A 24,613-nucleotide genomic window follows, 5' to 3' on the forward strand; every position below is an offset into this window, starting at 1 on the left:
GAGAGCAGTGCTCACATTTCTTCGGAGGATGCCATGTCCGCTCAGCCCGCAGCCCACGTCATGAAGCCCGGCTGGTTCACGGTCAAGGTGTTGAACCGGGCCGTCGCGTGGATGACCCGCCGTGGCATCAGCGTCTGGGGCTCCCGCATCCTCGCCGTCCGCGGCCGCAAGAGCGGCGAATGGCGCCGCACCCCCGTCAACCTGCTCACGTGGAACGGCGCCGAGTACCTGGTGGCCCCGCGCGGCCACGTCCAGTGGACGCACAACATGCGCGCGGCCGGCGGCGGCGAACTGCATCTCGGCAGGAGCGTGCGGACGTTCACCGCCGTGGAACTCCCGGACGACGAGAAGCCGGCCCTCCTGCGCGCCTACCTCAAGCGCTGGAAGGCCGAGGTCGGTGTCTTCTTCGGCGGGGTCGGACCGGACTCCTCGGACGAGGAGCTGCGCGCGATCGCGCCCAAGCACCCCGTCTTCCGGATCAGCCCGGCCTCATGAGGCCGGGCCGTCCCACCCGCCGTCCCACCCGCCGTCCCACGTGCGGGCGCGCCCGGCGTCACGACGCCTCGGCGTCTCCCGCCCGCGCGGAGCCCTCGGCGCCCGCCGCGCCGGCAGATCCCGCCCCGTCGGCCGAACCCGCCGAACCCGCCGAACCCGCCGAACCCACGGAGCCCACGGAGCCCGCAGCGCCCGCAGCGCCCGCAGCGCCCGCAGCGCCGTCGCCGCCCTCGGCCGCGTCCGCGGCCTTCGCGGCCTTCGCGGCCTTCGCCGCGCTCTGCCGTTCGGCGGGCTCGGCCGTGGCGGACGGCTCCGTCGCACCCTGGCGCGCCGCTCCGTCGGTCGCCGCCAGGCGGCGGTCCAGGAGGTCGATGGCCCGCCGGGCCACCCCGTTCGAACGGACCAGCCCGGCCAGCGTGGTCGAGCCCCGGGTGATGTCCGTGAACGCGTTCCAGGCCGGGCGCAGACCCGTTATCGTCGCGTGCAGCAGCCCCGGACGACGCTCGAAGAGCGCGAGCATCCGCCGCCCGACCGCCATCTCCACGCCCAGGCCCGCCTTGATCGCGAAGGCGTAGTTCAGCGCCTGGCGGCGCGCGTCGACCGCGTCGTTCGCCTCGGCGATCCGTACCGCCCACTCCCCCGCGAGCCGCCCCGAGCGCAGGGCGAAGGAGATGCCCTCCCGGGTCCACGGCTCCAGTAGCCCCGCCGCGTCGCCGCACACCAGCACCCGACCGCGCGACAGCGGCGAGTCGTCACTGCGGCAGCGCGTGAGGTGGCCGGAGGAGATCGCCGGCTCGAAGCCCGCGAGCCCGAGGCGGGCGATGAAGTCCTCGAGATAGCGCTTGGTGGCCGCTCCTTCGCCGCGCGCCGAGATGACACCCACCGTGAGCGTGTCGCCCTTGGGGAAGACCCAGCCGTAGCTGCCGGGCATCGGACCCCAGTCGATCAGGACGCGGCCCTTCCAGTCCTCGGCGACCGAGGGCGGCACGGGAATCTCCGCCTCCAGGCCCAGGTCCACCTGGTCCAGCTTGACGCCGACATGGGCTCCTATGCGGCCGGCGCTGCCGTCCGCGCCGACCACCGCCCGGGCCAGGACCGTCTCGCCGTCGGCCAGGACCACGGCGACGGTCCGGCGGTCGGGCACGGCCGGACCGTGCTGCTCCACGCGGGACACGGTGACGCCCGTACGGACCTCTGCGCCCGCCTTCTGCGCCTGCTCGACCAGGCCCGCGTCGAACTCGGGCCGGTTGATGAGCCCGAAGAGCATCCGGCGCGAGCGGCGCGTGCGGGCGAAGCGGCCGTTCATGGAGAAGGTGACGGCGTGCACCCGGTCCAGGAGCGGCAGCTCGAAACCGGGCGGCAGCGCGTCCCGCGACGGTCCGATGATGCCGCCGCCGCACGTCTTGTAACGGGGCAGCTCGGCCTTCTCCAGGAGCAGCACCCGGCGGCCGGCGACCGCGGCCGCGTACGCCGCCGAGGAGCCGGCCGGGCCGGCCCCGACGACGACCACGTCCCAGACGGTCTCGTCCCGAGACTCTCCCCCGCGTACCTCTTCGGCGTCTGCGTTCTCGCTGCTCACGATGTGCTTCTGCTCCTGATCCGACCGACGGTCCATGCTCTTCGGGCATCCTACGGCGCGGGGCGTGGGACCCCGCGCCGTAGGATCGGCAATGCGTTCGCCGTACCACCGTCATACGGCATCGTCCTTACAACGTCGCACCCACCAGGAGCGTGCCCATGACCGCCAATCCGATCGCCGAGACCGTCGCCGGCCTGATGCCGCGCGCGAAGGCGGAGCTCGCGGAGCTCGTGGCCTTCGAGTCGGTGGCGGACGAGGCGGTGGCTCCCCGGAGCGAGTGCGAGGCTGCCGCCAACTGGGTGGCCGACGCCCTGCGTGCCGAGGATTTCCAGGACGTGGCGCTGCTCGACACCCCTGACGGTTCGCAGTCGGTGTACGGCGTGCTGCCCGGCCCCGCCGGCGCCCCGACCGTCCTCCTCTACGCGCACTACGACGTGCAGCCGAAGCTGGACGAGTCGGCGTGGATCAGTCCGCCGTTCACGCTCACGGAGCGCGACGGGCGCTGGTACGGGCGGGGCGCGGCCGACTGCAAGGGCGGCTTCATCATGCACCTGCTGGCGCTGCGCGCCCTCAAGGCGAACGGCGGGGTGCCCGTCACGGTCAAGGTCATCGTGGAGGGCTCGGAGGAGCAGGGCACCGGCGGTCTGGAGCGGTACGCCGAGGCGCACCCCGAGCTGCTCGCCTCCGACGCGATCGTGATCGGCGACACCGGCAACTTCCGCCTCGGTCTGCCCACCGTCACGGCCACGCTGCGCGGCATGACGATGATCCGCGTCCGGATCGACACCCTGGAGGGCAATCTGCACTCCGGCATGTTCGGCGGGGCAGCGCCGGACGCGCTGGCCGCGCTGATCCGTGTTCTGGACTCGCTGCGCGCGGAGGACGGTTCGACGGTCATCGACGGTCTGCCGGCGGACGCGGTGTGGCAGGGCCTGCAGTACCCCGAGGAGGATTTCCGCCAGGACGCGAGGGTCCTGGACGGCGTCGCCCTGCCGGGCAACGACACGGTGGCCGACCGGCTCTGGGCCCGCCCGGCGGTGACCGTCATCGGTATCGACTGCCACCCGGTGGCCGGCGCGACCCCGTCGATCCCGTCGACGGCCCGCGCGCAGATCAGCCTGCGGGTGCCGCCGGGCCAGGACGCGGCCGAGGCGACGCAGCTGCTGTACGCGCACATCGAGAAGCACACCCCGTGGAACGCGCGGGTCTCCTTCGAGCAGGTCGGCCAGGGGCAGGCGTTCAGCGCGGACGTGTCCAGCCCGGCGTACACCTCGATGGCGGAGGCGATGCGGATCGCGTACCCGGGCCAGGAGATGCAGAGCTGCGGCATGGGCGGCTCCATCCCGCTGTGCAGCACCCTCGCGGCGCTCTACCCCGAGGCGGAGATCCTGCTGATCGGTCTGAGCGAGCCGGAGGCGCGGATCCACGCGGTGAACGAGTCGGTGTCGCCGCAGGAGCTCGAGCGCCTGTCGGTGGCGGAGGCGCACTTCCTGCTCAACTACGCCCGCTCGAAGCAGATCTGAGGCGGCTCGTGTTCAGCGCTCGGCGAAGCTCGCCGAGGGCGTAGAACCACGCGGCGGACCTGCGCGGATGCGTAGGTTCGCCGCATGGACCTCATCGAGATCACACCGCGCCTGCACATGCTGCGCTTCTCCATCGGCCAGGCCTGTCTGTGGCGGGACGACGGCGAGTTGACACTGATCGACGCCGGCTGGGCGGGTTCGGCGCCGGAGATCGACGCGGCGATCCGGGGAGCGGGGTTCGACCCCGCCGCCCTGCGGCGGATCGTGCTCACCCATTGCCATCGCGATCACGTCGGTTCGGCGCAGGAACTCGCCGACCGGTACGGCGCGGAGGTCCTGGCGCACCGCCTCGACGCTCCCGTGATCCGGGGCGAGGACCCCGTCCCCGAGCCGGTCCTCCTCGACTGGGAGATCCCGTTGTACGAGCACGGTCTGACCGTCCCCGTGGCACCGGCGACCCGGGTGGACCGGGAGGTGGACGACGGGGACGCGCTGGGCTTCGGGGACGGGGCGGTCGTGGTGCACACGCCGGGTCACACGCCCGGCTCCCTCGCGGTCCATCTTCCGGAGCACGGCGTGCTGTTCACCGGCGACACGGTGGCGACGGTGCGGGGCCTGACGTTCGGCGTGTTCCATGTGGACCGCGAGCTCGCCATGGAGTCGATGCGGCGTCTGGCGCAGCTGAAGCCGTCGGTCCTGTGCTGCGGACAGGGGGACCCGGTGACAACGGACACCGGGCGCCTGCCGGCGGCAGCGGTCGGATAGGCGGGCGGCCGGGCGCCGGTTGTGGGTGGCTCCCGACGGCCCGCGGCGGGCGGCCCGGCAGGTGGGGCATCGGCCTCAGCCGACCGGTACGCCGGCCTCCAGGTTGAGCACCGTCCCGCGTTCCCGGGCACGCAGGGCCCAGCGCAGGCGGCGGTAGCGGACCGGTGGTAGCAGTTCGGACGCCTCCTCCTCGGTGACGAAGCGCCAGCCGCGGAGTTCGGCGCCGGGCAGGAGGAGACGGTCCACGTCGGCGGCGGGCAGCCGGCCGCCGTCGAAGAGGAGGCGCAGGCCGCCGTAGCCCGGAGGCTGGGGGCGCTCCCAGTCGACGAGCAACAGCCGGGGTACGGCGTCCAGTTCGATCCCTATCTCCTCGGCCACCTCGCGTATCCCGGCCCGGGCGGGGGGTTCGCCGGGTTCGACGACGCCTCCGGGAAACTCCCAGCCGGGCTTGTAGGTGGGGTCGACGAGCAGCACGCGGTCCCGCTCGTCGAAGAGCAGCACCCCGGCGGCGAGCGTCTCGCCCTTGGGCTCGGGGGTCTGGACGATGCCGCAGGGGGCGGCACTGCCCGAGGCGATCGCCTCGACGACGGCCCCGGCGGCCTCGGCGGGGGTGAGCGCGGAGGTGTCGACGAGGTGGGCGTCGGCGGACAGCCAGCCGTGCAACGCGGCGCGGTAGGGCTCGATGTGGTCGAGGGACCACTGCCGCACGCGTTCCTGGGCCTCGGGGTCCGCGTCGTCGGGTGTACGGCCCCGGATCCGCGCGCGCAGGATCGTTTCGTCCGGGGCGAGCAGCACATGCCGCACCTGGATGCGCCGGGCGGCGAGCCCGCCGAAGATCTCGTCCCGGTACTCCTGCCGCAGCAGGGTCATGGGAACCACGAGCACACCCCCGACCTCGGCGAGCATCGCCGCGGCGGCGTCCACGACGAGTCGGCGCCAGATCGGCAGGTCCTGGTAGTCGTCGACCTCGTCGAGGCGCTTGCGCGGCAGCAGCCGGTCCATCGCGCCGCCGATGATCTCGGGGTCGTACAGCGTGCTGTTCGGGATCAGGTCGACCAGCTCGCGCGCGGTGGTGGTCTTCCCCGCGCCGAACGCACCGTTGACCCAGACGATCACGATTCCCCCTCTTCGGTAGCCCCCAGTGGCTTGCCCGCAACACCCTGCCACGGAAACCCCGGCCGGACGCCGGGTCGTTGAAGTCCCGAACGCGGGTAGACGGGTGTGAAACGCCTCACTCGGCGAACGCGCGTGCGGGGCGATGCGTAACACTTCGGGACCGACTGTCGTTGGACCGGCGAGGCAAGGGGGTGCGGAGATGAGCCGTACGGTATTGCAGAGGTTTCCGGCGGGAGGCCCACGAGGCAGCTGGCCCGCCGAGGAGTTCGCCAGCGCCCGCAGGGACGAGGGGCTTCCGGCGGAGGTGGTGATGGACCTGGAGTCCGACGCCTTCCTGGTGATCGTCGAACAGCGGAGGCCGGAGCCGGTGGGTGCCGGAGCGGGCGCCGCCGGGCGCGGAAGCGGCTGACCCGTCGACCGTGACAGCCGACCGGCGGGGACGGCGAGCGATGACGAGGCGTCAGGACGCGGCGGCGGACCCGCCGCCCGGCTCGCGCGCCGCCGCCGCTGCCGCGGCCGCGCCGAGGAGCCCCGCGTCCGTGCCGGTGAGCGCCGGGACGACGACGAGGTCACGGACGAACGACAGCGTGGCGTAGGCGCGCAGGCTGCGCCGGAGCGGGTCGAAGAGCACGTCCCCCGCCCCCGCCACACCCCCGCCGATGACGGCGATGTCGATCTCGACCAGCGTCGCGGTGGCGGCGATGCCCGCCGCCAGGGCCTGCGCGGCGCGGGCGAAGGACGCCGTGGCGACGGGGTCCCCGGCCCGCGCGGCGGCGGCGACCGCAGCGGCCGAGGTGTCGCCGTCGGGGCCGGGCCGCCAGCCGTTGTCCAGGGCGCGACGGGCGATGTGGGGCCCGCTGGCGAGCCGTTCGACACAGCCGCGCCCGCCGCAGGCGCACGGATCGCCGTCGAGATCCACGCTGATGTGACCGATGTGGCCGGCGTTGCCGGTGGGGCCCTGGTGCACCCGCCCGCCGAGGACCAGACCTCCGCCCACGCCGGTCGAGACGACCAGGCACAGCGCGTTGTCGTGCCCGCGCGCCGCGCCCTGCCAGTGCTCGGCGGCCGTCATGGCGACCCCGTCGCCGACCAGTGTGACGGGCCGCCCGCCGGTCACCTCGGTCACCCGCTCGACGAGCGGGAAGCCGCGCCAGCCCGGCACGTTGACCGGACTGACCGTGCCGGCGGAGGCGTCCACCGGCCCGGCGCTGCCGATGCCCACCGCCTGCGCGGACTCCCACAGCGGCGAGGCCGCCAGATCCGCGAGCACCGCCTCCACGGCGCGCATGACCGTCTCCCCGTCCTCCTGGGCGGGGGTGGGTCGCTGCGCCCGCACGAGGATCCCGCCCTCGCTGTCCACCAGCGCGCCGGCGATCTTGGTGCCACCGAAGTCGAGGGCGACCACGAGGTCTGTCTGCATGGGCGCGGTGTCTCCAGGAGGGCGGAAGCGGTCGATCGATGCGACCTACAGTCTCCCAAGCTCTGACAACGTTGTCCAGGCCCTATGCTCGGACGAGACGGAGACGAGACAGAAGAGCCGTGACAGAGGAGATCCGCGCACCGTGGCCGACACCGCCCGCCAGCCCGAGCACCGTTACGGCAATCGGCCCACGATGAAGGATGTCGCCGCCCGGGCCGGCGTCGGACTCAAGACGGTCTCCCGGGTCGTCAACGGCGAGCCGGGCGTCACCCCCGACACCGAGCGCCGGGTCCAGGAGGCCATCGACTCGCTCGGCTTCCGGCGCAACGACAGCGCCCGGGTGCTGCGCAAGGGCCGCACGGCCTCGGTCGGGCTCGTCCTGGAGGACCTCGCCGACCCGTTCTACGGCCCCCTCAGCCGCGCGGTCGAGGAGGTCGCCCGAGCCCATGGGGCGCTGCTCATCAACGGCTCCAGCGCGGAGGACCCGGACCGGGAGCAGGAACTGGCCCTGGCGCTGTGCGCCCGTCGCGTCGACGGGCTGATCGTGATCCCCGCCGGAACGGACCACCGCTATCTGGAACCGGAGATCAAGGCCGGCGTCGCCACCGTGTTCGTGGACCGGCCGGCGGGCCGCATCGACGCCGACGCCGTCCTCTCGGACAGCTTCGGCGGGGCCCGGGCCGGGGTGGCCCACCTGATCGCCCACGGGCACCGCCGGATCGGCTTCGTCGGCGACCGGCCGCGCATCCACACGGCGACCGAGCGGTTGCGCGGTTACCGCGCGGCGATGGAGGACGCGGGACTGGCCGTCGAGGATTCCTGGGTGTCGCTGGGCCCGACCGACCCGGACCGGGTACGGGAGGCGGTCACGGCCCTGGTGTCGGGACCGGACCCGGTCACCGCCGTGTTCGCGGGCAACAACCGGGTCACCGTCACGGCCGTCCGGGCGCTCGCCGACCGCGAACGCCCTGTCGCCCTCGTCGGGTTCGACGACATCGAACTCGCCGACCTGCTCGGCATCACCGTCATCGCCCAGGACGCGGCGGCGCTGGGCCGCACGGCGGCGGAACGGCTCTTCCGCCGCCTGGACGGCATCGACGAGGCACCGGCCCAGGTGGTCCTGGAGACCCGGCTGATCCCGCGCGGCTCGGGCGAGATCCCCCCGCCGTCCGCCTAGGCCGTGGGGCGCGGCTGGGCGGCGGTGGTCAGCAGACGGGGAGGCCCGGCAGCGGCCGGTCGTTGTCGCCGCCCTTGATGTACACGAGGCTGAAGTAGACGTTCGTGTTGCCGCTGTCGTCGTCCGTCCTGGCCCACCAGACGTTCGTCCACTGGCCGTACGTCTCGCGCCGGCCCAGGTTCACCTGGCAGTAGAAGTAGTTGGTGCCGGCGTTCAGGGTCCCCGCGTGAGAGCCGTCGTGACGGTACGTCTTCTCGGTGCGCCACACCTCGCAGTTGTACGTGCCGCCGCCGGTGGAGTGGCAGACGGGCGCGGGCTCCGCCGGGGAGCCGCCGCCGGTGGTGGTGGTCGATCCGCCGCTCGTTCCGCCGCCCGTCGTCGTACCGCCACTGGTGCCCCCACCCGTGGTGCCGCCGCTGCCCGTTCCGGGGACGGGCGCTTTCGAGGCGGTGGTCGGTGGGGTGCTCGATGGCTGGTTCGTGGCGGCCTTCGAGGGGGTGGCCGAGGGCGTCGCCGACGCGCCGGCCGTCACGTCCGGACCGCCCGGGGCGCCCTGGTCGAGGACGCGGCCGGGACTTCTGCCGGGGTCCGCCGGCGTCGCGCCGTCCGCGCGCTGTTCCCGCTCCGTGCCGGAGTCGCGTTCGACCAGCGCGTAGGTCAGGCCGCCGCCGGCCAGGAGCACGGCGGCGACAGCCGAGGCGGCCAGGGCCGCGGAGCGCCTCCTTCGGGGCGTCCGCCGGGCCGTCGCCGTGGCGCCGGCCGCAGGATGCCCCGCCGCCGGATGGCCGGCGGGCGGGAAGCCGGTCATCGCGGCCTGGGCGTAGGGGGACGGCGCAGCGTCCTGGCCGACGGGCGGGGTTGCCGGGCCGAAGGCCCCGGGCCCCTGCGGCTGCGCGGGCCCGAAACCGTCCGCCCCGACCGCGCCCGCACCCGCACCCGGCACCGGTGCCGTCGGGCCGAACCCCTGGGACGCGAAGCCCTGGGCCGGGGGTGCGACCGCCGGGCCGAAGCCGTCCGACCGGTGCGGCACGGCGCTGGGCTCGGTCGGGGCGCCGGGGTGTGCCGGGGAGGGCCCACCCTGGGCCACGGCCGCCAGGAGCCGCGCCGCGGCTCGGGCGTCGGGGCGCCGGGCGGGGTCCTTGTCCATCAGCCGCTGGAGCACGGGGCCGAGCGGGCCGGCCCTGTGCGACTCCGGCAAGGGCTCCACGACGATGGCGTTCAGGGTCGACCAGGTCGACGTACGGCGGAAGGGCGAGGAGCCCTCGACCGCCGCGTACAGCGTGGCGCCGAGCGCCCAGACGTCCGAGGCGGGTCCGGGCTGGTGTCCCTGGGCCCGCTCGGGCGCCAGGTAGTCCAGCGAGCCGACGATCTCCCCGCTGCGGGTGAGGTGCGTGGTCGAGCCGTCACCGGGATCGTCCATCGCGGCGATCCCGAAGTCGGTGAGGACGACCCGCCCTCCCCTGTCGAGAAGGACGTTGCCGGGCTTCACGTCACGGTGGAGCACTCCGACGTCGTGCGCGGCGGCGAGCGCCTCCAGGACCGCGGCGCCGATCGCCGCCGCCTCGCGCGGCTCCAGCACCCCGCGCTCGTTCAGCACGTCGTCGAGCGAGGGTCCGTCGATGAGTTCCATGACGATGACGGGGCGGCCCTGATGCTCGGTCACGTCGTGGACGGCGATGACTCCCGGGTGCCGTACGCGGGCGGCCGCCCGCGCCTCGCGCTGCATCCGTACGCGCAGATCGGCCAGTTCCGGCCCGGACGAGTCGTTGTACGTCCGCAGCTCCTTGACGGCCACCTCGCGGCCGAGGACCTCGTCGACGGCCCGCCAGACGACGCCCATGCCGCCGCGCCCCAGTTGGCGCACGACGCGATAGCGGCCGGCCAGCCGCTCGTTCTCCCCCGAAGACACCGATGCCCCGTTCCCTGTCGGCTGCGTTGAACGCGTACAGAGTACGGGGCCCGGTCGAGCGCCCGGTGCGCGCGGTTCCGCTTGTTACTGGGCCGTGGCGGTGAGGTCGCCGCGGCGCGGGGCCGCGAAGCGGTCGAGGTCGGCGCGGGTCAGGCCGGTGAGGGCGTCGACCTCGGCGGTGTCGAGGGCGCCGCAGTCGATGCCGCGGAGCAGGTAGGAGCTGAGCGCCTTGGCCGTGGCGGGCTCGTCCATGACGTCGCCGCCCGCGTGGTTGGCGTAGGCGGAGAGGCGCTTGGCCGCGGCCTCGAAGCCCTCGCGGTAGAAGGCGAAGACGGCGGCGTAACGGGTGGGGATGTGGCCCGGGTGCATGTCCCAGCCCTGGTAGTAGGCCCGGGCGAGGGCGCGGCGGGTGAGGCCGTAGTGGAGGCGCCATGCCTCGTGGACGTGCTCGGTGGAGCCGATGGGCAGGACGTTGGTGGAGCCGTCGGAGACCCGTACGCCCGTGCCGGCGGCGGCGACCTGCATGATCGCCTTGGCGTGGTCGGCGGCCGGGTGGTCGCTGGCCTGGTAGGCGGCGGAGACGCCGAGGCAGGCGCTGTAGTCGAAGGTGCCGTAGTGCAGTCCGGTGGCGCGGCCCTCGGCGGCGTCGATCATGCGGGCGACGGCGGCGGTGCCGTCGGCGGCGAGGATGGACTGGCTCGTCTCGATCTGGATCTCGAAGCCGAGGCGGCCGGTGTCCAGGCCGTGGGCCTTCTCGAAGGCCTCCAGGAGGCGGACGAAGGCGGACACCTGCTCGGGGTAGGTGACCTTCGGGAGGGTGAGGACGAGGCCGTCGGGCAGGCCGCCGTTCTCCATGAGGGTGGTGAGGAAGATGTCGGTGGTGCGGATGCCGCGGTCGCGTACGGCGGCCTCCATGCACTTCATCCGGATGCCCATGTACGGGGCGGCCGTGCCGTTCTTGTACGCCTCCGAGATCAGCCGGGCGGCGCGGGCCGCGTCGGCGTCCTCGTCCTTTCCGGCGTAGCCGTCCTCGAAGTCGACCCGGAGGTCCTCGATCGGCTCGCGCTCCAGCTTGGCGCGGACGCGGCCGTACACGTCCTCGGCGAGGTCGTCGGAGAGGCCGAGGACGGCGGCGAAGGAGGCGGCGTCGGGGGCGTGCTCGTCGAGGGCCGTGAGGGCCTGGTCGCCCCAGGAGCGGATGGTCCCGGCGTCGAAGACGTTGCCGGGGACGTAGACGGTGTGGACGGGCTGGCGGGTGCCCGGGTCTCCCGGGTAGCGCCGGTCGAGCTCGGCGTCCACCGCTGCGAGGGAGGCGCTGATGCCCTCGCTGACCGCTCCGGCGAGGCTCGTCGACACCTTCTCCTGCTGACCCATCCCACATCCTCCTGTTTTCCGCTTCACGGAATCAACAATCCGTATAGCGAAGTTAGTAGTCCGTCGGGACCTGAGTCAATGGTTGTCCGAAACGACCGGGGGCCGCACGGTGAAGGATCACCGTGCGGCCCCGGCCGCGACAGAACCGCAGGTCAGCCCTTGCGGGTCTTGACCTCTTCGGTCAGCTGCGGGACGACGTCGAAGAGGTCGCCGACCACGCCGTAGTCGACGAGGTCGAAGATCGGGGCCTCGGCGTCCTTGTTGATGGCCACGATGGTCTTCGAAGTCTGCATACCCGCGCGGTGCTGGATCGCACCGGAGATGCCGGAGGCGATGTACAGCTGCGGCGAGACCGACTTGCCGGTCTGGCCGACCTGGTTGGAGTGCGGGTACCAGCCGGCGTCGACGGCGGCGCGCGAGGCGCCGACCGCCGCGCCGAGGGAGTCGGCGAGCGCCTCGATGATCGCGAAGTTCTCGGCGCCGTTGACGCCACGGCCGCCGGAGACGACGATCGCGGCCTCGGTCAGCTCCGGGCGGCCGGTGGACTCGCGCGGGGTGCGCGCGGTGACCTTGGTGCCGGTGGCCAGAGCGCCGAAGGAGACCGTGAGGGCCTCGACGGCGCCGGCGGCCGGGGCGGCCTCCACGGGGGCCGAGTTCGGCTTGACCGTGATGACCGGGGTGCCCTTGGAGACACGGGACTTGGTGGTGAAGGAGGCGGCGAACGCGGACTGCGTCGCGACCGGGCCCTCGTCACCGGCCTCCAGGTCGACGGCGTCGGTGATGATGCCGGAGCCGATGCGGACCGCGAGGCGGGCCGCGATCTCCTTGCCCTCGGCGGAGGACGGGACGAGCACGGCGGCCGGGGACACGGCGTCGTACGCGGCCTGCAGCGCGTCCACCTTCGGTACGACGAGGTAGTCGGCGAACTCGGGGGCGTCGGCGGTCAGCACACGGGTGGCACCGTGCTCGGCGAGGGCCGGGGCGGTGACCTCGGCGCCGTTGCCGAGCGCGACGGCGACGGGCTCGCCGATGCGGCGGGCCAGGGTGAGCAGCTCCAGGGTGGGCTTGCGGACGGCTCCGTCGACGTGGTCGACGTAGACGAGAATCTCAGCCATGGGACTTCAATCTCCTGCGAACGAAAGAGGGGCGGACTTCAGCGGCTCGCGCGAGCCCTAGATGAACTTCTGGCTCGCGAGGAACTCGGCCAGCTGCTTGCCGCCCTCGCCCTCGTCCTTGACGATCGTGCCCGCGGTGCGTGCCGGGCGCTCGGCGGCGGAGTCGACCGCGGTCCAGGCGCCCTCGAGGCCCACCTCGTCGGCCTCGATCTCGAGGTCGTCGAGGCTCAGGGACTCCACCGGCTTCTTCTTGGCGGCCATGATGCCCTTGAAGGACGGGTAGCGCGCCTCGCCGGACTGGTCCGTCACCGACACGACGGCCGGGAGGGCGGCCTCCAGCTGCTCGGAGGCGCTGTCGCCGTCGCGGCGGCCGGTCACCTTGCCGTCCTCGATCTTCACCTCGGAGAGCAGCGTGACCTGCGGGACGCCCAGGCGCTCGGCGAGGATCGCCGGCAGGACGCCCATGGTGCCGTCGGTGGAGGCCATGCCCGCGATGACGACGTCGTAGCCGGTCTTCTCGATCGCCTTGGCCAGCACAAGCGAGGTGCCCATGACGTCGGAGCCGTGCAGATCCTCGTCCTCGACGTGGACGGCCTTGTCCGCGCCCATGGACAGCGCCTTGCGCAGCGCGTCCTTGGCGTCCTCGGGGCCGACCGTGAGCACGGTGACCTCGGCGTCGTCCGCCTCTTCGGCGATCTGCAGCGCCTGCTCGACCGCGTACTCGTCGAGCTCCGACAGCAGGCCGTCGACGTCGTCGCGGTCGACGGTCAGGTCATCGGCGAAGTGCCGGTCGCCGGTGGCGTCGGGCACGTACTTCACACAGACAACGATCCTCAAGCTCACGCCGGCTCTCCTACTGCATCGTCATAACTGGGCTGCCTTGTTGCTCGCAGCATAGGCGCCTGAAGGGCGGGTTTCCGGTTGGGGCGCCCTCTGCCCCGACCGGAATATTACTCGTCAGTACACCCAGTTCGTTACCAGTAAGCAAGCGCTCAGGCATGTGACCTTGCCAACGCTTCGGGCCGTGCGCGGACCGGGAACCCTCAGTCGCGCAGAGCGTTGAAACGCCCTTGGTGATACAGGAGGGGCCGGCCGGCCCCGCCGGGGTCTCCGGCGACGACCTCGGCGATCACGAGGCGGTGGTCACCGGCGGGGACGCGGGCCACCACCCGGCAGACCAGCCAGGCGAGCACACCGTCCAGGACTGGGACACCCTCGGGTCCCGCGCTCCAGCGCGTGGAGCCGCCGAACCGGTCGGCGCCGCTGCGGGCGAAGGTGTCGGCCAGCTCCCGCTGGTGCTCGCCGAGGACGTGCACCCCTATGTGCTCCGCCTCCGCGACCACGGGCCAGCTGGAGGAGGAGGTGCCCACGCCGAAGGAGATCAGGGGAGGCTCCGCGGAGACGGAGCTGAGGGAGGTGGCGGTGAAGCCGACGGGGCGGTCCCCGTGGGCGGTGATGACCGCGACACCGGCCGCGTGGTGCCGGAAGACGGAGCGGAGGAGGCCGGGAGAGGCCTGCCGAGGGGCGCCTATGGTGCGGAGCTCGGGCGAAACCGTCATGGAACTGTCCTTCTGCCAGGGCGTCGTGAGAGGGGTCCGAAGGTTCTCAGACACCCGGACAGCGCGCGCTCGCGTTGCGGGCCAGGTCGACGTGGACCCGCGTGTGGAGAAGGATTTCGGAAGGCACCTCGCCAGCGTGGCGATCGTTGCCTGGTGCAGTCAAGTGCGTACCGGGATGTGGGAGAAGTGTCACCGCGTCAGAGAGCTCGTCCCAGCGCGGCGATGACGTCCGCCCGGCGGGGCTGGCCGGCCGCGCGGACGACGATCCGCCCGGCGCTGTCCAGGACCAGGACGGTGGGGGTGCGGACGATGCCGAGCCGTCGTACGAGATCGAGACGTTCTTCGGCGTCGATCTCGACGTGATCCACGCCCTCGATCATCCCGGCGACCTCGGTCAGCGTGCGGCGCGTGGCACGGCAGGGCTGGCAGAAGGCCGTGGAGAACTGCACGAGGGTGGCCCGCTCCCCCAGCTCGACCCCGCTCCCGGCTCCGAGCGTGCCCAGGTCCGCGCCCGCGCCCGGCACCGCGCCCGCGCCCGGGCCGGCGCCCGGCTCGATGTCCGGCGACTGTTGCCCCATCTCGTACTCCCTGCTCTCCACTCCCCTGTGCAGCGTCCCACGCCACCGTTCGATTCCCGCCATGGCCACCGGGCGTGACGAGAATCTCCCCCTGCGAAGCCGTCAGGACTGGTCACGGGGGCCCACATGGGGCACGATCGGCCCAAAGCCGAAAACCTACGGCCGCGTAACTTTCGCCGGGAGGACCTCCCCGGGCTCAGAAGAAGGGGTTCCCCTCAGATGGCAGAACTCGTGTATCGGCCGGTCGTCGGCGCCGCACTGACCATGTTCAAGGCGCTCGACCTGAAGATCGACACGCAGGGTTCGGAGCACATCCCGCGCACGGGCGGGGCGGTGCTCGTCAGCAACCACATCAGCTATCTGGACTTCATCTTCACGGGCCTGGCCGCGCTGCCGCAGAAGCGCCTGGTGCGCTTCATGGCGAAGGACTCGGTCTTCCGGCACAAGGTGTCGGGGCCGTTGATGCGCGGCATGAAGCACATCCCCGTCGACCGCTCGCAGGGCGAGCACGCCTACAAGCACGCGCTGGAGTCGCTGAAGGCCGGGGAGATCATCGGCGTCTTCCCCGAGGCGACCATCTCGCAGTCGTTCACGCTCAAGAGCTTCAAGTCCGGTGCGGCGCGCCTGGCCCAGGAGGCCGGCGTCCCGCTGATCCCGATGGCGCTCTGGGGGACGCAGCGGGTCTGGACGAAGGGCCGTCCGCGCAACTTCAAGCGCAGCCACATCCCGGTGACGATCCGGGTGGGCGAGCCGATGGAGGCGCCGGCGGACCAGTTCGCGGGCGCCATCACCCGGCGTCTGCGCGAGCGCGTCCAGGAGCTTCTCGAGGCCGCGCAGCGCGCCTATCCCGTACGCCCCAAGGACGCGAGCGACACCTGGTGGGTGCCCGCGCACCTCGGGGGTACGGCTCCGACTCCGGCCCAGGTCAAAGAGGCCGGCTGACCGCTCGCCCCGCTCGCCGGGGACGCCGGCGGACGAAGCGTCACCCCGGGTCGCGGACGGTGATCCGCGCCCCGGGGCTGAGCTTCTCCAGGGACTCCGCGAGTTCGGCGCCGGCCGCGAGGAGTTCCTCCCGCGTCATGGGCGTGAGCGACTCCAGCAGGAAGACGGCGTTGACGGTGTCGTCGTCGATCCGGGTGCGCGGTCCCTGGCGCCAGTTCCAGCGACGGCAGGTGACGCCCGCCTCGTCGCACCAGACGACCTCCCCCGGCTCGGGGTGCTCCACGGTCTCCTCGCCGCCCGCCATGGTCACGAACGGCTCGTCACCGGTGGCCCGTACGAGCCGCATCCCGCCCTCGATCTTGTCGAGGTCCTCACCGCCCACCGGGATGAGGTACGCGACGCTGATGGCGTTGTAGGCGTCGACGAGCCGGTTGATGCGGGGCAGTCCGCCGGTCCCGCCGTCGGCGAGTGCCCGCCTGGCCAGCGCCTCCGCGGAGTTACGGGTGCGTGAGGGCTTGGCTCCGAAGGCCGAGTAGGCCGCGCGCCAGGCGGCGACGTGCGGATCCTGATCCGGGGTCAGCCCGCCGAGGCGCTCGGCGAGGCGCCGCCCCGCCTCGTCGAGCAGCGCCGAACTCGCCTCGTCACTCGGGCCGTTGACGAAACCGTGGGCCTCGACGGCGAGATGGGTGAAGCCGGGCACGAGGGTGCGTACCTCGTCGGACACGGTCAGGGTGAGAGGCATCGCGGTCCTTGCGTCAGAGTTCGGTCGGGAGGATCCGGGCGAGCTCCGACACGTCCCGCGCCGACCGCAGGGCGTGCAGTGCCGCCGGATGCGGTACAGCGTACAGTACCGGCGAGTCCACTTCATTGAACTCCGGGTCCGGCACGAAGGGCAGCCGTTCCCGCTCCAGGGAGAACTCCGCCTCCCTGCCCGCTTCGCCGCCCCGCGGATCCTGCCGGTGCCAGGTCCGCTCCCCCGGCATCCGGACCGCGACCAGCCCGTGCAGAACCTCGAACTTCTGGTAGCAGAGGGCGGTCGGGATGCCCTCCGCGCGCAGCAGCGCCGCGAGCGCGTGCGACTTGGCGTAGCAGATGCCGGTGCCCTGCGCGAGGACGTCGGAGGCCCGCCAGGTGACCCGCGCGTCGCCGGTGTCGAAGGAGTGCGGGACGGTGTCCCGCACGTACGCGAAGGCGGCCTTCGCGTACGAGGGCGCGTCCGGGTGGTCGGCACGCAGGCGCGCGGCGATCTCGCGCACGAGCGGGTGCCCGTGATCGACGACCTCGTCCGCCGCGAGGTAGGCGGAGAGGTCCGGTTCCTGCTGAATCAGTTCCATGCGCCAGAGCGTAGGAATGCGGCCGACCGGAGTCAATTGATTTCCAGTCGACCGCATACCTATGCAGGAGGGACGTTCAGCGAACGTCCTGGTGCGCCATCTCTTCCTTGAGTGCCTGGAGGAAGGCGTCGACGTCGTCCTCCGTCGTGTCGAACGAGCACATCCAGCGCACGTCGCCGGCCGCCTCGTCCCAGAAGTAGAAGCGGAAGCGCTTCTGGAGCCGGATGCTCACCTCGTGCGGCAGCCGCGCGAAGACCGCGTTGGCCTGCACCGGGTAGAGGATCTCCACCCCGTCCACCTCCCGCACGCCGGCGGCGAGGCGCTGCGCCATCGCGTTGGCGTGGGAGGCGTTGCGCAGCCACAGGTCCTTGGCGAGCAGCGCCTCCAGCTGGACCGAGACGAAGCGCATCTTGGACGCGAGCTGCATGGACAGCTTGCGCAGGTGCTTCATGTGACTGACCGCGTCGGGGTTGAGGACGACCACGGCCTCGCCGAACAGCATGCCGTTCTTGGTCCCGCCGTACGAGATGACGTCCACGCCCACCGCGTTGGTGAACGCCCGCATCGGCACGTTCAGGGAGGCGGCGGCGTTGGCTATCCGGGCCCCGTCGAGGTGGACCTTCATGCCCTTGGAGTGGGCGTGCTCGACGATCGCCCGGATCTCGTCCACGGTGTAGACCGTGCCCAGCTCGGTGTTCTGGGTGATCGAGACGACCTGCGGCATGGCCCGGTGCTCGTCCTCCCAGCCCCAGGCCTGCCGGTCGATGAGCTCGGGGGTCAGCTTGCCGTCCGGGGTCGGCACGGTGAGCAGCTTGAGGCCGCCCATCCGCTCCGGCGCACCGCCCTCGTCCACGTTGATGTGCGCGGACTCGGCGCAGATCACCGCACCCCAGCGATCGGTCAGCGCCTGCAGGGCGGTGACGTTCGCACCGGTGCCGTTGAAGACCGGGAAGGCCTCGGCGCTCGGGCCGAAATGGCTGTGCATGATCCGCTGGAGGTGCCCGGTGTAGTCGTCCTCGCCGTAGGCGACCTGATGGCCGCCGTTGGCGAGAGCGATGGCCGCGAGCACCTCCGGGTGGGCTCCCGCGTAGTTGTCGCTGGCGAAGCCCCGGACCGACGGGTCGTGGTGACGACGCGCGTCGGTCCTGGCGGGCAGTGCCGCGGTCACGGCTTGGGGGTCAGCCACAGACGCTGTCCATTCACTTCCTGGGCGGGCCGCTCCCAGACGGCGGCGATCTCGTCGGCCAGATCCTTGACGTCGGTGAAGCCCGCGAACTTCGCGGTCGGGCGCTCGGCGCGCATGGCGTCGTGCACCAGTGCCTTGATCACCAGGATGGCAGCCGCGGCCTTCGGACCGGCGTCGCCCCCCGCCTTGCGGAAGTCGTCCCCCATGGCGAGCGTCCATGCCTCGGCCGCCGCCTTGGCCGCGGCGTAGGCGGCGTTTCCGGCGGTGGGCTTCGAGGCGCCGGCGGCGCTGATGAGCACGTAGCGTCCGCGGTCGCTGCGCAGCAGCGGGTCGTGGAAGGCGAGCGTGGTGGACTGGACGGTGCGGATGAGCAGCTTCTCCAGGAAGGCCCAGTCGGCGAGGTCGCTGTCGGCGAAGGAGGCGCTGCCGCGCCAGCCGCCGACCAGGTGGACGAGCCCGTCGATCCGGCCGAACTCCTTCTCGGTCTTGTCGGCCCACTCCCGGGCGGCGCCCAGGTCGAAGAGGTCGACCGTGTCACCGACGACCGTGGCACCGCCGTGGGCGTACCGGGCGGCGTCGACCGCCTCGGCCAGGCGCGCCGGGTCGGCGTCCGAGGCGACGACGATGGCGCCGGCGTCGGCGAGACGCATCAGGGTCGCCCGCCCCGCTGGACCGGCCGCTCCGGCGACCGCGATGACGGCGCCCTCCAGCGGCCCGCCGTTTCCGTTGCCGTTCATGGTCGTCCCCTCCTCCTCCGTGACTGAGTTCACGCGGCAGCCTGCTCGGTCCGCGAAGCGTTCGCGGCGGTGATGCCCTTGGTCGAGGCGATCACGTCCTTGAGCTTCTTGGACAGGGCCTCATAGAACATGCTGAGCGGAAACTCGTCCGGAAGCACGTCGTCGACGAGCTTGCGCGGCGGCAGGGTGAGGTCCAGGGCGTCGGGGCCCTTGGCCCAGCGCGAGCCGGGGTGCGGAGCGAGGTACGTGGAGACGAGGTCGTACGCCTTGAACCAGTGGACCAGCTTGGGGCGGTCGATGCCCTCGCGGTACAGCTTCTCGATCTCACCGCAGAGCTGGTTGGTGACCTCGGGGGCACGCTGCCAGTCGATCTTGAGCGTGTTGTCCGTCCAGCGCACCACGTCGTGCTTGTGGAGGTACGCGAAGAGGAGCTGACCGCCCAGACCGTCGTAGTTCCGGTTGCGGTCGCCGGTGACCGGGAAGCGGAACATCCGGTCGAAGAGGACGGCGTACTGCACGTCGCGGCCGTGGGCGTTGCCCTCGGCCTCGAGCTTCACGGCCTCCTTGAAGGCGGTGAGGTCGCAGCGCAGCTCCTCCAGGCCGTACATCCAGAACGGCTGGCGCTGCTTGATCATGAAGGGGTCGAAGGGCAGGTCGCCGTGGCTGTGGGTGCGGTCGTGGACCATGTCCCAGAGCACGAAGGCGGCCTCGCAGCGCTTCTGGTCCCGGACCATGGCGGCGATGTCCTCGGGCAGGTCGATGCCGAGGATGTCGACGGCGGCCTCGGTGACCTTGCGGAAGCGGGCGGCCTCGCGGTCGCAGAAGATGCCGCCCCAGCTGAAGCGCTCGGGAGCCTCGCGCACGGCGATGGTCTCGGGAAAGAGGACGGCCGAGTTGGTGTCGTAACCGGCGGTGAAGTCCTCGAAGGTGATGCCGCAGAACAGCGGGTTGTCGTAGCGGGTGCGCTCCAGCTCGGAGAGCCACTCCGGCCAGACCATGCGCAGCACGACCGCCTCGAGGTTGCGGTCCGGGTTGCCGTTCTGCGTGTACATCGGGAAGAGCGCCAGGTGCTGGAGCCCGTCCCGGCGGTCGGCGGCCGGCTGGAAGGCCAGCAGGGAGTCCAGGAAGTCCGGGACCCCGAAGCCGCCCTCGACCCACTTGCGCAGGTCGGCGACGAGCGCCTGGTGGTACGCGGCGTCGTGCGGGAGCAGCGGGGAGAGCTGCTCGACGGCGGCCACGATGCGGTCGACCGCGAGCTCGACGAGGGCGCGGTTCGGCGCGCCCTCGGCCTCGAAGTCGATGGACCCGTCCTTGCTCTGCCAGGGCCGGATCTCCTCCACGGCATTCTTGAGCTCGGGCCAGGCAGGGTGTTCGATCACCGGAGCAGCGGTGGATATCCCCCCACCGGTCACGTCCTGCACAAGAATTTCCGTCATGCCTCTTCCTTCACAGGAGAACCTTGCGTCAAGACACCGTATCGGTCCGCGGTTCCTTCAGACAAGAGGAGGAAGAGAAATTATCCTGCGACACCCCCATGGTCACCGTGAATTTTCCCGTCAGGGAGGGTTGAGGCAAGCGCATCCGCCGCGACAGAGGTGACACCTCCCCGTCCGCAGAACCTTCGGGGAGCGCCCGGCCTGCGGAGCGGCTGCCTCCGACGCCCCGCGCGCGTGCGCTTCCTTCTCGCGTCGAAGTCATTAGGCTGCGCGACGAGCCGCACCGGGAGCCCGGAGGGACCCGGACCAGGCCCGGACACCGACGGGCCGGGACATCGACGGAAGCGAGAAGATCTTGAGTTTCCTCACCATCGGTCATCGCGGAGTCATGGGCGTCGAGCCCGAGAACACCCTGCGCTCCTTCGTCCGGGCCGAGCAGGCCGGCATGGACGTCATCGAGCTGGATCTCCATCTGAGCAAGGACGGCGCACTCGTCGTCATGCACGACGCCGACGTCGGGCGGACCACCGACGGCAGCGGCGCCATCGCCGAGAAGACCCTCGCCGAGCTGCGCGAGCTGGACGCGGGCGCCGGCGAGCGCGTCCCCGTCTTCGAAGAGGTCCTGGACGCGGTGCGGTCCCCGCTCCAGGCCGAGATCAAGGACGTGGCCGCCGCCCGGACGCTCGCCGAGGTGCTGAACCGGCGCGACCTCGTCGGGCGCGTGGAGGTCCTCTCCTTCCACGACGAGGCCCTCGTGGAGATCGCCCGGCTGGTCCCCGGCGTACGGACCGCGCTCGTCGCGGACCTGTGGGGCGCCGACCTCGTGGACCGGGCGAAGGCCGCCGGCGCCGGCGCCCTCGTCCTGAACATCCGGCACCTCACCCTGGACACCGTCGAGCGCGCGCACCAGGAGGGTCTGCGGGTCATCGGCTGGGTGGTGAACACGCAGGACCACCTGCGGCTCGCGCGCGCCCTGGAGCTGGACGGCGCGACGACCGACTATCCGGAGATCCGTCGCACCGGCCGCTTCACGGCCTGAGCCACCGCCCACCGCCTGAACCACCGCCTGAACCACCGCCTGAACCACCGCCTGAGCCACCGCCTGAGCCACCGCCTGCGTCGCGGCCCACGGCCCGCGTCACGGCCGAGGGCCTGATCGGCGGCTCTCAGACCAGCGCCTTCACCAGGAGCTCGAACTGCAGGTCGTCCCGCTGGGGGACGCCGAAGCGCTCGTCGCCGTACGGGAACGGGGTCGTCTCTCCCGTACGGCGGTAGCCGCGCCGTTCGTACCAGGCGATGAGCTCCTCGCGTACGGAGATCACCGTCATGTGCATCTCGCTCACGCCCCAGATCTCCCGGACCCGGCGCTCCGCCTCGGCGATGATCTCGCGGCCCAGTCCGGCGCCCTGGAGCTCGGGGCGGACCGCGAACATGCCGAAGTAGGCGGCGTCGCCCCGGTGTTCGAGCTGACAGCAGGCGACGACCTCGCCGTCGCGCTCCACCACCATCAGGCGGCTGCCCGGGGTGGTGATGACGGCGCGCACCCCCTCGGCGTCGGTCCGCTGCCCCTCCAGGATGTCCGCCTCGGTGGTCCAGCCGGCCCGGCTGGAGTCGCCGCGATAGGCCGACTCGACGAGCGGGACGAGAACCGGGACGTCGTCCTCGACCGCGTCGCGGTACGTGATCCGGCCGGTGTCCTGGGATGTGGCGGTGTCCATGGTGTTCGGGTCTCCCCTCGGGGCGCTGACGATCTCCCCGAGCGTAACGCCCCATGGGCGTGCTCCCCCCGCGTACGCCTGTGCGCTCGCGTACGTCGGACCGCGCGCGGGCATCGACCCCCGGGAGACCCACGGGAGGTGTGCCGTGCACGGACCGGCGTTGTCGGGCTGGCTGTTGCTGACGCTGTGCGGGGCGAGCGGGGTGTACTGCCTGTTGAGAATGCGCAGGTGCGCGGGTGAGGAGCGCAGGGCGGCGGGGAGCGAGGCCGTGATGGGCTTCGGCATGGCGGCCATGGCGCTGCCCGCGGCCGTCCTCACGCCGCCGTCCTGGTCCTGGGCCGTGTACGTCGCCGTGTTCGGTCCGGCGGCCGTGCGCGCGTTGGCGGCGGTACGGCGCGGGGGCCACCATCTGCACCATCTGCTGGGGTCCTCGGCGATGGTCTACATGGCGGTGGCGATGGCCGTCCCCGCCCAGGGGGCGCACGGCGGGCACGCGGCCGGGGGCACCGCGGGCGTACCCCTCGTGACGGGCGCGCTCCTCGTCTACTACGCCGTGTACGTGCTCCGCGCGGGGGCGCGGCTCGTGCCGGTGACGGTGCCCGCGGGCGGCCCGCCGGCGGTCTGGGCGAGCCGGCCGGAGTTCGCGCTGGTGTGCCGGCTGTCGATGGCGCTCGCGATGCTGGCGATGCTCGTGACGCTGTGAACCGCCCGACGCCGTGGAGCCGTCCGCCGCTGTGAACCCGCCCGATGCCGCGGGGCCGTCCGACGCTATGGAGCCGTCCGACGCCGTGCAGCCGTCCGACGCCGTGCAGCCGATGACCTGGCCGCCCCGAAACCGTGGCGTACGTCACTTGGCGCGCCAGGCCATACCCCCGGGTAGCACGGCCCTCATAGGCTGGTCACCATGTTGGTCTCCCTCGCGCTGCTCGCGCTCGGCGTCCTGACCGCCGCCGTGGCCCCACGGCTGCTGGCACGGTCCGACTGGGCGGAACGCGAGCCCGTGGTGGCCCTGTGGATGTGGCAGTGCGTGGTGGCGGCGGTGCTGCTGAGCTTCGCGCTGTCGATGACGCTCAGCGCCGCGGCAGCCTGGCAGGTGGTACGGGGCCAGGTCTTCGCGCCCGCGCCGCGCGGGGTGATCGAGGCGTACGAGCTGGGCACCCACCACCCCTGGTCGGGGGTGCTCGCGGTGCTCCTGGCCTGCGGCGGACTGTGGACGGGCGCGATGCTCGGCCGGGAGATCAGCCGCGCCCGGGCGCGCCGGCGGCAGCGCCGTTGCGAACTGCTCGTCCGCGCGCCCCTGTTGCCGGGCGAGGAGCCGGACAACGAGCGTCTTGTCGTGCTGGAGGGCGAGCGTCCGGATGCCTGGTGGCTGCCGGGCGCCGCGCCGCAACTGGTCATCACCACGGCGGCGCTGCGCCGGTTGAAGGGCCGCCAGCTCGACGCGGTGCTCGCGCACGAGCAGGGACACGCCCGGGCGCGCCACGACTGGCTGCTGCACTGTTCGGGGGCGCTGGCGGAAGGCTTCCCGGGGATTCCGGTCTTCGCGGCGTTCCGGGGCGAGATGCACCGGCTGGTGGAGCTCGCGGCCGACGACGTCGCCTCGCGCCGGTTCGGGCGGCTGACGATCGCGCTGGCGCTGGTGGAACTCAACGAGGAACGCGGGGTGTTCGGGCCCGGCACCGCCGCGGACGCCGATCTGCCCCAGCGGGTGAACCGACTCCTCGCCGCCGCTCCGCGACTCACCGCCGGACGGCGGCTGCGGCTGACGGCGACGGCGGCGTTCGTTCCGGTGGTGCCGGTCCTGGTGGCCTTCGTCCCCGCCCTGAGGGTGCTCGGATAGTCGGGACTCCGGCGTGCCGTCGCGTCGTTCGGGGAAGATCGGTTCATGCGTTCCTCCGCCGTGGTCTCCGGTGCCCTGGCCGTACTGCTGCTCGTCCTCGTGGCCGTGGGCTGGCCCCCACTGCTCTCGCTGGACCGGTCGGTGTCGGAGGAACTGCACCGCAGCGCCGTGACCGAGCCGGGGTTCACGCAGCTGAACCGGATCCTGAGCGACTGGGTGTGGGATCCGTGGACGATGCGCGCGCTGATCGCCGTCACGGTGGTGGTCCTGTGGTGCCGGCGCGAGCGCCTGCTCGCCCTGTGGCTGGCGGTGGCCTGTCTGGTGGCGGCGGCGGTGCAGCAGGGGACGAAGTGGGCGGTGGACCGGGAGCGGCCCGGCTGGCCGGATCCGGTCGACTCCGCGCATTTCGCGTCGTTCCCCTCAGGGCACGCGATGACGGCGGCCCTGAGTTCCGGGCTGCTGCTCTGGGTGCTCGCCCTGCACTGGCGGGAGCACTGGCGCGGCTGGAGCGTGGCCGCGGTGGCCGCTCTGGTGACGGTGCTCGGTGTGGGGTGGACCCGGGTCTACCTGGGGGTGCACTGGCCGTCGGACGTGGTGGCCGGCTGGCTGCTCGGCTGGCTCGTCGTGGCGGTGTCGATCCTGACGTTCCGCAGGTACGGCCGGGGCACCGGACGGGACGGTCCGGCGGGCCCGGGGCGGAGGAGAATGGAGGAGACGCGATGAAGCCGCCTGTCCTGGACGATCCCCCGCGTCGCCCAGAACAGACGGCAAACCCGCTGACCAGCCACGACGGCGCGACAGCAGGCTGCG

General features: G+C 72.4%; 25 protein-coding genes. 10 read left to right on the forward strand and 15 right to left on the reverse strand.

What is annotated here, in order from left to right; genetic code table 11:
* Positions 1-33: 33 nt before the first annotated feature.
* Positions 34-495, forward strand: a complete 462-nt coding sequence (locus tag ACZ4VW_RS09745; protein ID WP_467960320.1) for a nitroreductase family deazaflavin-dependent oxidoreductase — start codon at positions 34-36, stop codon at positions 493-495.
* 58 nt (positions 496-553) lie between these two features.
* Here ACZ4VW_RS09745 and ACZ4VW_RS09750 read toward each other — a convergent pair whose 3' ends face one another.
* Positions 554-2,110, reverse strand: a complete 1,557-nt coding sequence (locus tag ACZ4VW_RS09750; RefSeq protein WP_467960322.1) for a geranylgeranyl reductase family protein — start codon at positions 2,108-2,110, stop codon at positions 554-556.
* A gap of 122 nt (positions 2,111-2,232) precedes the next feature.
* On the opposite strand from ACZ4VW_RS09750, the gene ACZ4VW_RS09755 reads away from it, so the two are divergent.
* Together ACZ4VW_RS09755 and ACZ4VW_RS09760 are read left to right on the forward strand one after the other, a co-directional pair.
* Positions 2,233-3,597 carry a M20/M25/M40 family metallo-hydrolase gene (locus ACZ4VW_RS09755; RefSeq protein WP_467960324.1) on the forward strand — a complete coding sequence of 455 codons (1,365 nt, stop codon included), beginning with the start codon at positions 2,233-2,235 and terminating at the stop codon, positions 3,595-3,597.
* A gap of 84 nt (positions 3,598-3,681) precedes the next feature.
* Entirely contained in the window at positions 3,682-4,362 is a 681-nt protein-coding gene (locus ACZ4VW_RS09760; protein WP_467960326.1) for an MBL fold metallo-hydrolase, read from the forward strand.
* A gap of 75 nt (positions 4,363-4,437) precedes the next feature.
* On the opposite strand, the gene ACZ4VW_RS09765 is transcribed toward ACZ4VW_RS09760, so the two are convergent.
* Entirely contained in the window at positions 4,438-5,481 is a 1,044-nt protein-coding gene (locus ACZ4VW_RS09765) for an NUDIX hydrolase (protein ID WP_467960810.1), read from the reverse strand.
* A gap of 196 nt (positions 5,482-5,677) precedes the next feature.
* Here ACZ4VW_RS09765 and ACZ4VW_RS09770 point away from each other — a divergent pair, with 196 nt between their 5' ends.
* Positions 5,678-5,887: a hypothetical protein gene (locus ACZ4VW_RS09770; RefSeq protein WP_467960328.1), complete on the forward strand. Its 210-nt coding sequence runs from the start codon at positions 5,678-5,680 to the stop codon at positions 5,885-5,887.
* A 51-nt stretch (positions 5,888-5,938) separates the two neighbouring features.
* Here ACZ4VW_RS09770 and ACZ4VW_RS09775 read toward each other — a convergent pair whose 3' ends face one another.
* Positions 5,939-6,898: an ROK family protein gene (locus ACZ4VW_RS09775; RefSeq protein ID WP_467960330.1), complete on the reverse strand. Its 960-nt coding sequence runs from the start codon at positions 6,896-6,898 to the stop codon at positions 5,939-5,941.
* Between the two features lie 142 nt (positions 6,899-7,040).
* On the opposite strand from ACZ4VW_RS09775, the gene ACZ4VW_RS09780 reads away from it, so the two are divergent.
* Positions 7,041-8,075, forward strand: coding sequence for a LacI family DNA-binding transcriptional regulator (locus ACZ4VW_RS09780; RefSeq protein WP_467960332.1), 1,035 nt, complete (start codon positions 7,041-7,043; stop codon positions 8,073-8,075).
* Positions 8,076-8,103: 28 nt separating this feature from the next.
* Here ACZ4VW_RS09780 and ACZ4VW_RS09785 read toward each other — a convergent pair whose 3' ends face one another.
* The 6 genes from ACZ4VW_RS09785 to ACZ4VW_RS09810 form a co-directional block, all read right to left on the reverse strand.
* Complete coding sequence (locus ACZ4VW_RS09785; RefSeq protein WP_467960334.1) at positions 8,104-9,984, reverse strand: serine/threonine-protein kinase; 1,881 nt, start codon at positions 9,982-9,984, stop codon at positions 8,104-8,106.
* A gap of 84 nt (positions 9,985-10,068) precedes the next feature.
* A complete protein-coding gene (locus ACZ4VW_RS09790) occupies positions 10,069-11,358 on the reverse strand; it encodes a DUF6986 family protein (protein WP_467960336.1) in 1,290 nt (429 codons plus the stop codon).
* Between the two features lie 152 nt (positions 11,359-11,510).
* Positions 11,511-12,473: an electron transfer flavoprotein subunit alpha/FixB family protein gene (locus tag ACZ4VW_RS09795; protein WP_467960338.1), complete on the reverse strand. Its 963-nt coding sequence runs from the start codon at positions 12,471-12,473 to the stop codon at positions 11,511-11,513.
* A 57-nt stretch (positions 12,474-12,530) separates the two neighbouring features.
* Complete coding sequence (locus ACZ4VW_RS09800; protein WP_467960340.1) at positions 12,531-13,316, reverse strand: electron transfer flavoprotein subunit beta/FixA family protein; 786 nt, start codon at positions 13,314-13,316, stop codon at positions 12,531-12,533.
* A gap of 200 nt (positions 13,317-13,516) precedes the next feature.
* A complete protein-coding gene (locus ACZ4VW_RS09805; RefSeq protein ID WP_467960342.1) occupies positions 13,517-14,032 on the reverse strand; it encodes a flavin reductase family protein in 516 nt (171 codons plus the stop codon).
* Between the two features lie 197 nt (positions 14,033-14,229).
* Positions 14,230-14,610, reverse strand: coding sequence for a TlpA family protein disulfide reductase (locus ACZ4VW_RS09810; RefSeq protein ID WP_467960344.1), 381 nt, complete (start codon positions 14,608-14,610; stop codon positions 14,230-14,232).
* A gap of 219 nt (positions 14,611-14,829) precedes the next feature.
* On the opposite strand from ACZ4VW_RS09810, the gene ACZ4VW_RS09815 reads away from it, so the two are divergent.
* Positions 14,830-15,552, forward strand: coding sequence for a lysophospholipid acyltransferase family protein (locus tag ACZ4VW_RS09815; RefSeq protein WP_467960346.1), 723 nt, complete (start codon positions 14,830-14,832; stop codon positions 15,550-15,552).
* Positions 15,553-15,592: 40 nt separating this feature from the next.
* Here the strand turns inward: ACZ4VW_RS09815 and ACZ4VW_RS09820 are convergent, their stop codons facing one another.
* From ACZ4VW_RS09820 to ACZ4VW_RS09840, 5 genes are all read right to left on the reverse strand, one after another.
* Positions 15,593-16,294: a B3/B4 domain-containing protein gene (locus tag ACZ4VW_RS09820; RefSeq protein ID WP_467960348.1), complete on the reverse strand. Its 702-nt coding sequence runs from the start codon at positions 16,292-16,294 to the stop codon at positions 15,593-15,595.
* A 13-nt stretch (positions 16,295-16,307) separates the two neighbouring features.
* The gene (locus tag ACZ4VW_RS09825; RefSeq protein ID WP_467960350.1) at positions 16,308-16,886 is read right to left on the reverse strand and encodes a transglutaminase-like domain-containing protein; all 579 of its coding nucleotides are present in this window, start codon (positions 16,884-16,886) and stop codon (positions 16,308-16,310) included.
* Positions 16,887-16,962: 76 nt separating this feature from the next.
* Complete coding sequence (locus ACZ4VW_RS09830; RefSeq protein ID WP_467960812.1) at positions 16,963-18,054, reverse strand: threonine aldolase family protein; 1,092 nt, start codon at positions 18,052-18,054, stop codon at positions 16,963-16,965.
* Positions 18,051-18,809 carry an SDR family NAD(P)-dependent oxidoreductase gene (locus ACZ4VW_RS09835; protein WP_467960352.1) on the reverse strand — a complete coding sequence of 253 codons (759 nt, stop codon included), beginning with the start codon at positions 18,807-18,809 and terminating at the stop codon, positions 18,051-18,053. Before ACZ4VW_RS09835 ends, ACZ4VW_RS09830 begins: the two co-directional genes overlap by 4 nt.
* 29 nt (positions 18,810-18,838) lie before the next feature.
* On the reverse strand, positions 18,839-20,245 hold the full coding sequence (locus ACZ4VW_RS09840) for a DUF6421 family protein (RefSeq protein WP_467960354.1): 1,407 nt from the start codon (positions 20,243-20,245) through the stop codon (positions 18,839-18,841).
* Between the two features lie 355 nt (positions 20,246-20,600).
* On the opposite strand from ACZ4VW_RS09840, the gene ACZ4VW_RS09845 reads away from it, so the two are divergent.
* Positions 20,601-21,284, forward strand: coding sequence for a glycerophosphodiester phosphodiesterase (locus tag ACZ4VW_RS09845; protein ID WP_467960356.1), 684 nt, complete (start codon positions 20,601-20,603; stop codon positions 21,282-21,284).
* A gap of 127 nt (positions 21,285-21,411) precedes the next feature.
* Here the strand turns inward: ACZ4VW_RS09845 and ACZ4VW_RS09850 are convergent, their stop codons facing one another.
* Complete coding sequence (locus tag ACZ4VW_RS09850) at positions 21,412-21,963, reverse strand: GNAT family N-acetyltransferase (protein ID WP_467960358.1); 552 nt, start codon at positions 21,961-21,963, stop codon at positions 21,412-21,414.
* A gap of 145 nt (positions 21,964-22,108) precedes the next feature.
* Here ACZ4VW_RS09850 and ACZ4VW_RS09855 point away from each other — a divergent pair, with 145 nt between their 5' ends.
* The 3 genes from ACZ4VW_RS09855 to ACZ4VW_RS09865 all read left to right on the forward strand — a co-directional run bounded on the left by ACZ4VW_RS09855 (position 22,109) and on the right by ACZ4VW_RS09865 (position 24,526).
* Positions 22,109-22,666 (forward strand): DUF5134 domain-containing protein, encoded by a 558-nt coding sequence (locus tag ACZ4VW_RS09855; protein WP_467960360.1) that lies wholly within the window; start codon positions 22,109-22,111, stop codon positions 22,664-22,666.
* A 201-nt stretch (positions 22,667-22,867) separates the two neighbouring features.
* A complete protein-coding gene (locus ACZ4VW_RS09860; protein WP_467960362.1) occupies positions 22,868-23,803 on the forward strand; it encodes a M56 family metallopeptidase in 936 nt (311 codons plus the stop codon).
* Positions 23,804-23,848: 45 nt separating this feature from the next.
* Complete coding sequence (locus tag ACZ4VW_RS09865; RefSeq protein WP_467960364.1) at positions 23,849-24,526, forward strand: phosphatase PAP2 family protein; 678 nt, start codon at positions 23,849-23,851, stop codon at positions 24,524-24,526.
* Positions 24,527-24,613: the final 87 nt, after the last annotated feature.

It is taken from the genome of Streptomyces sp. NPDC029139, from assembly GCF_055564335.1.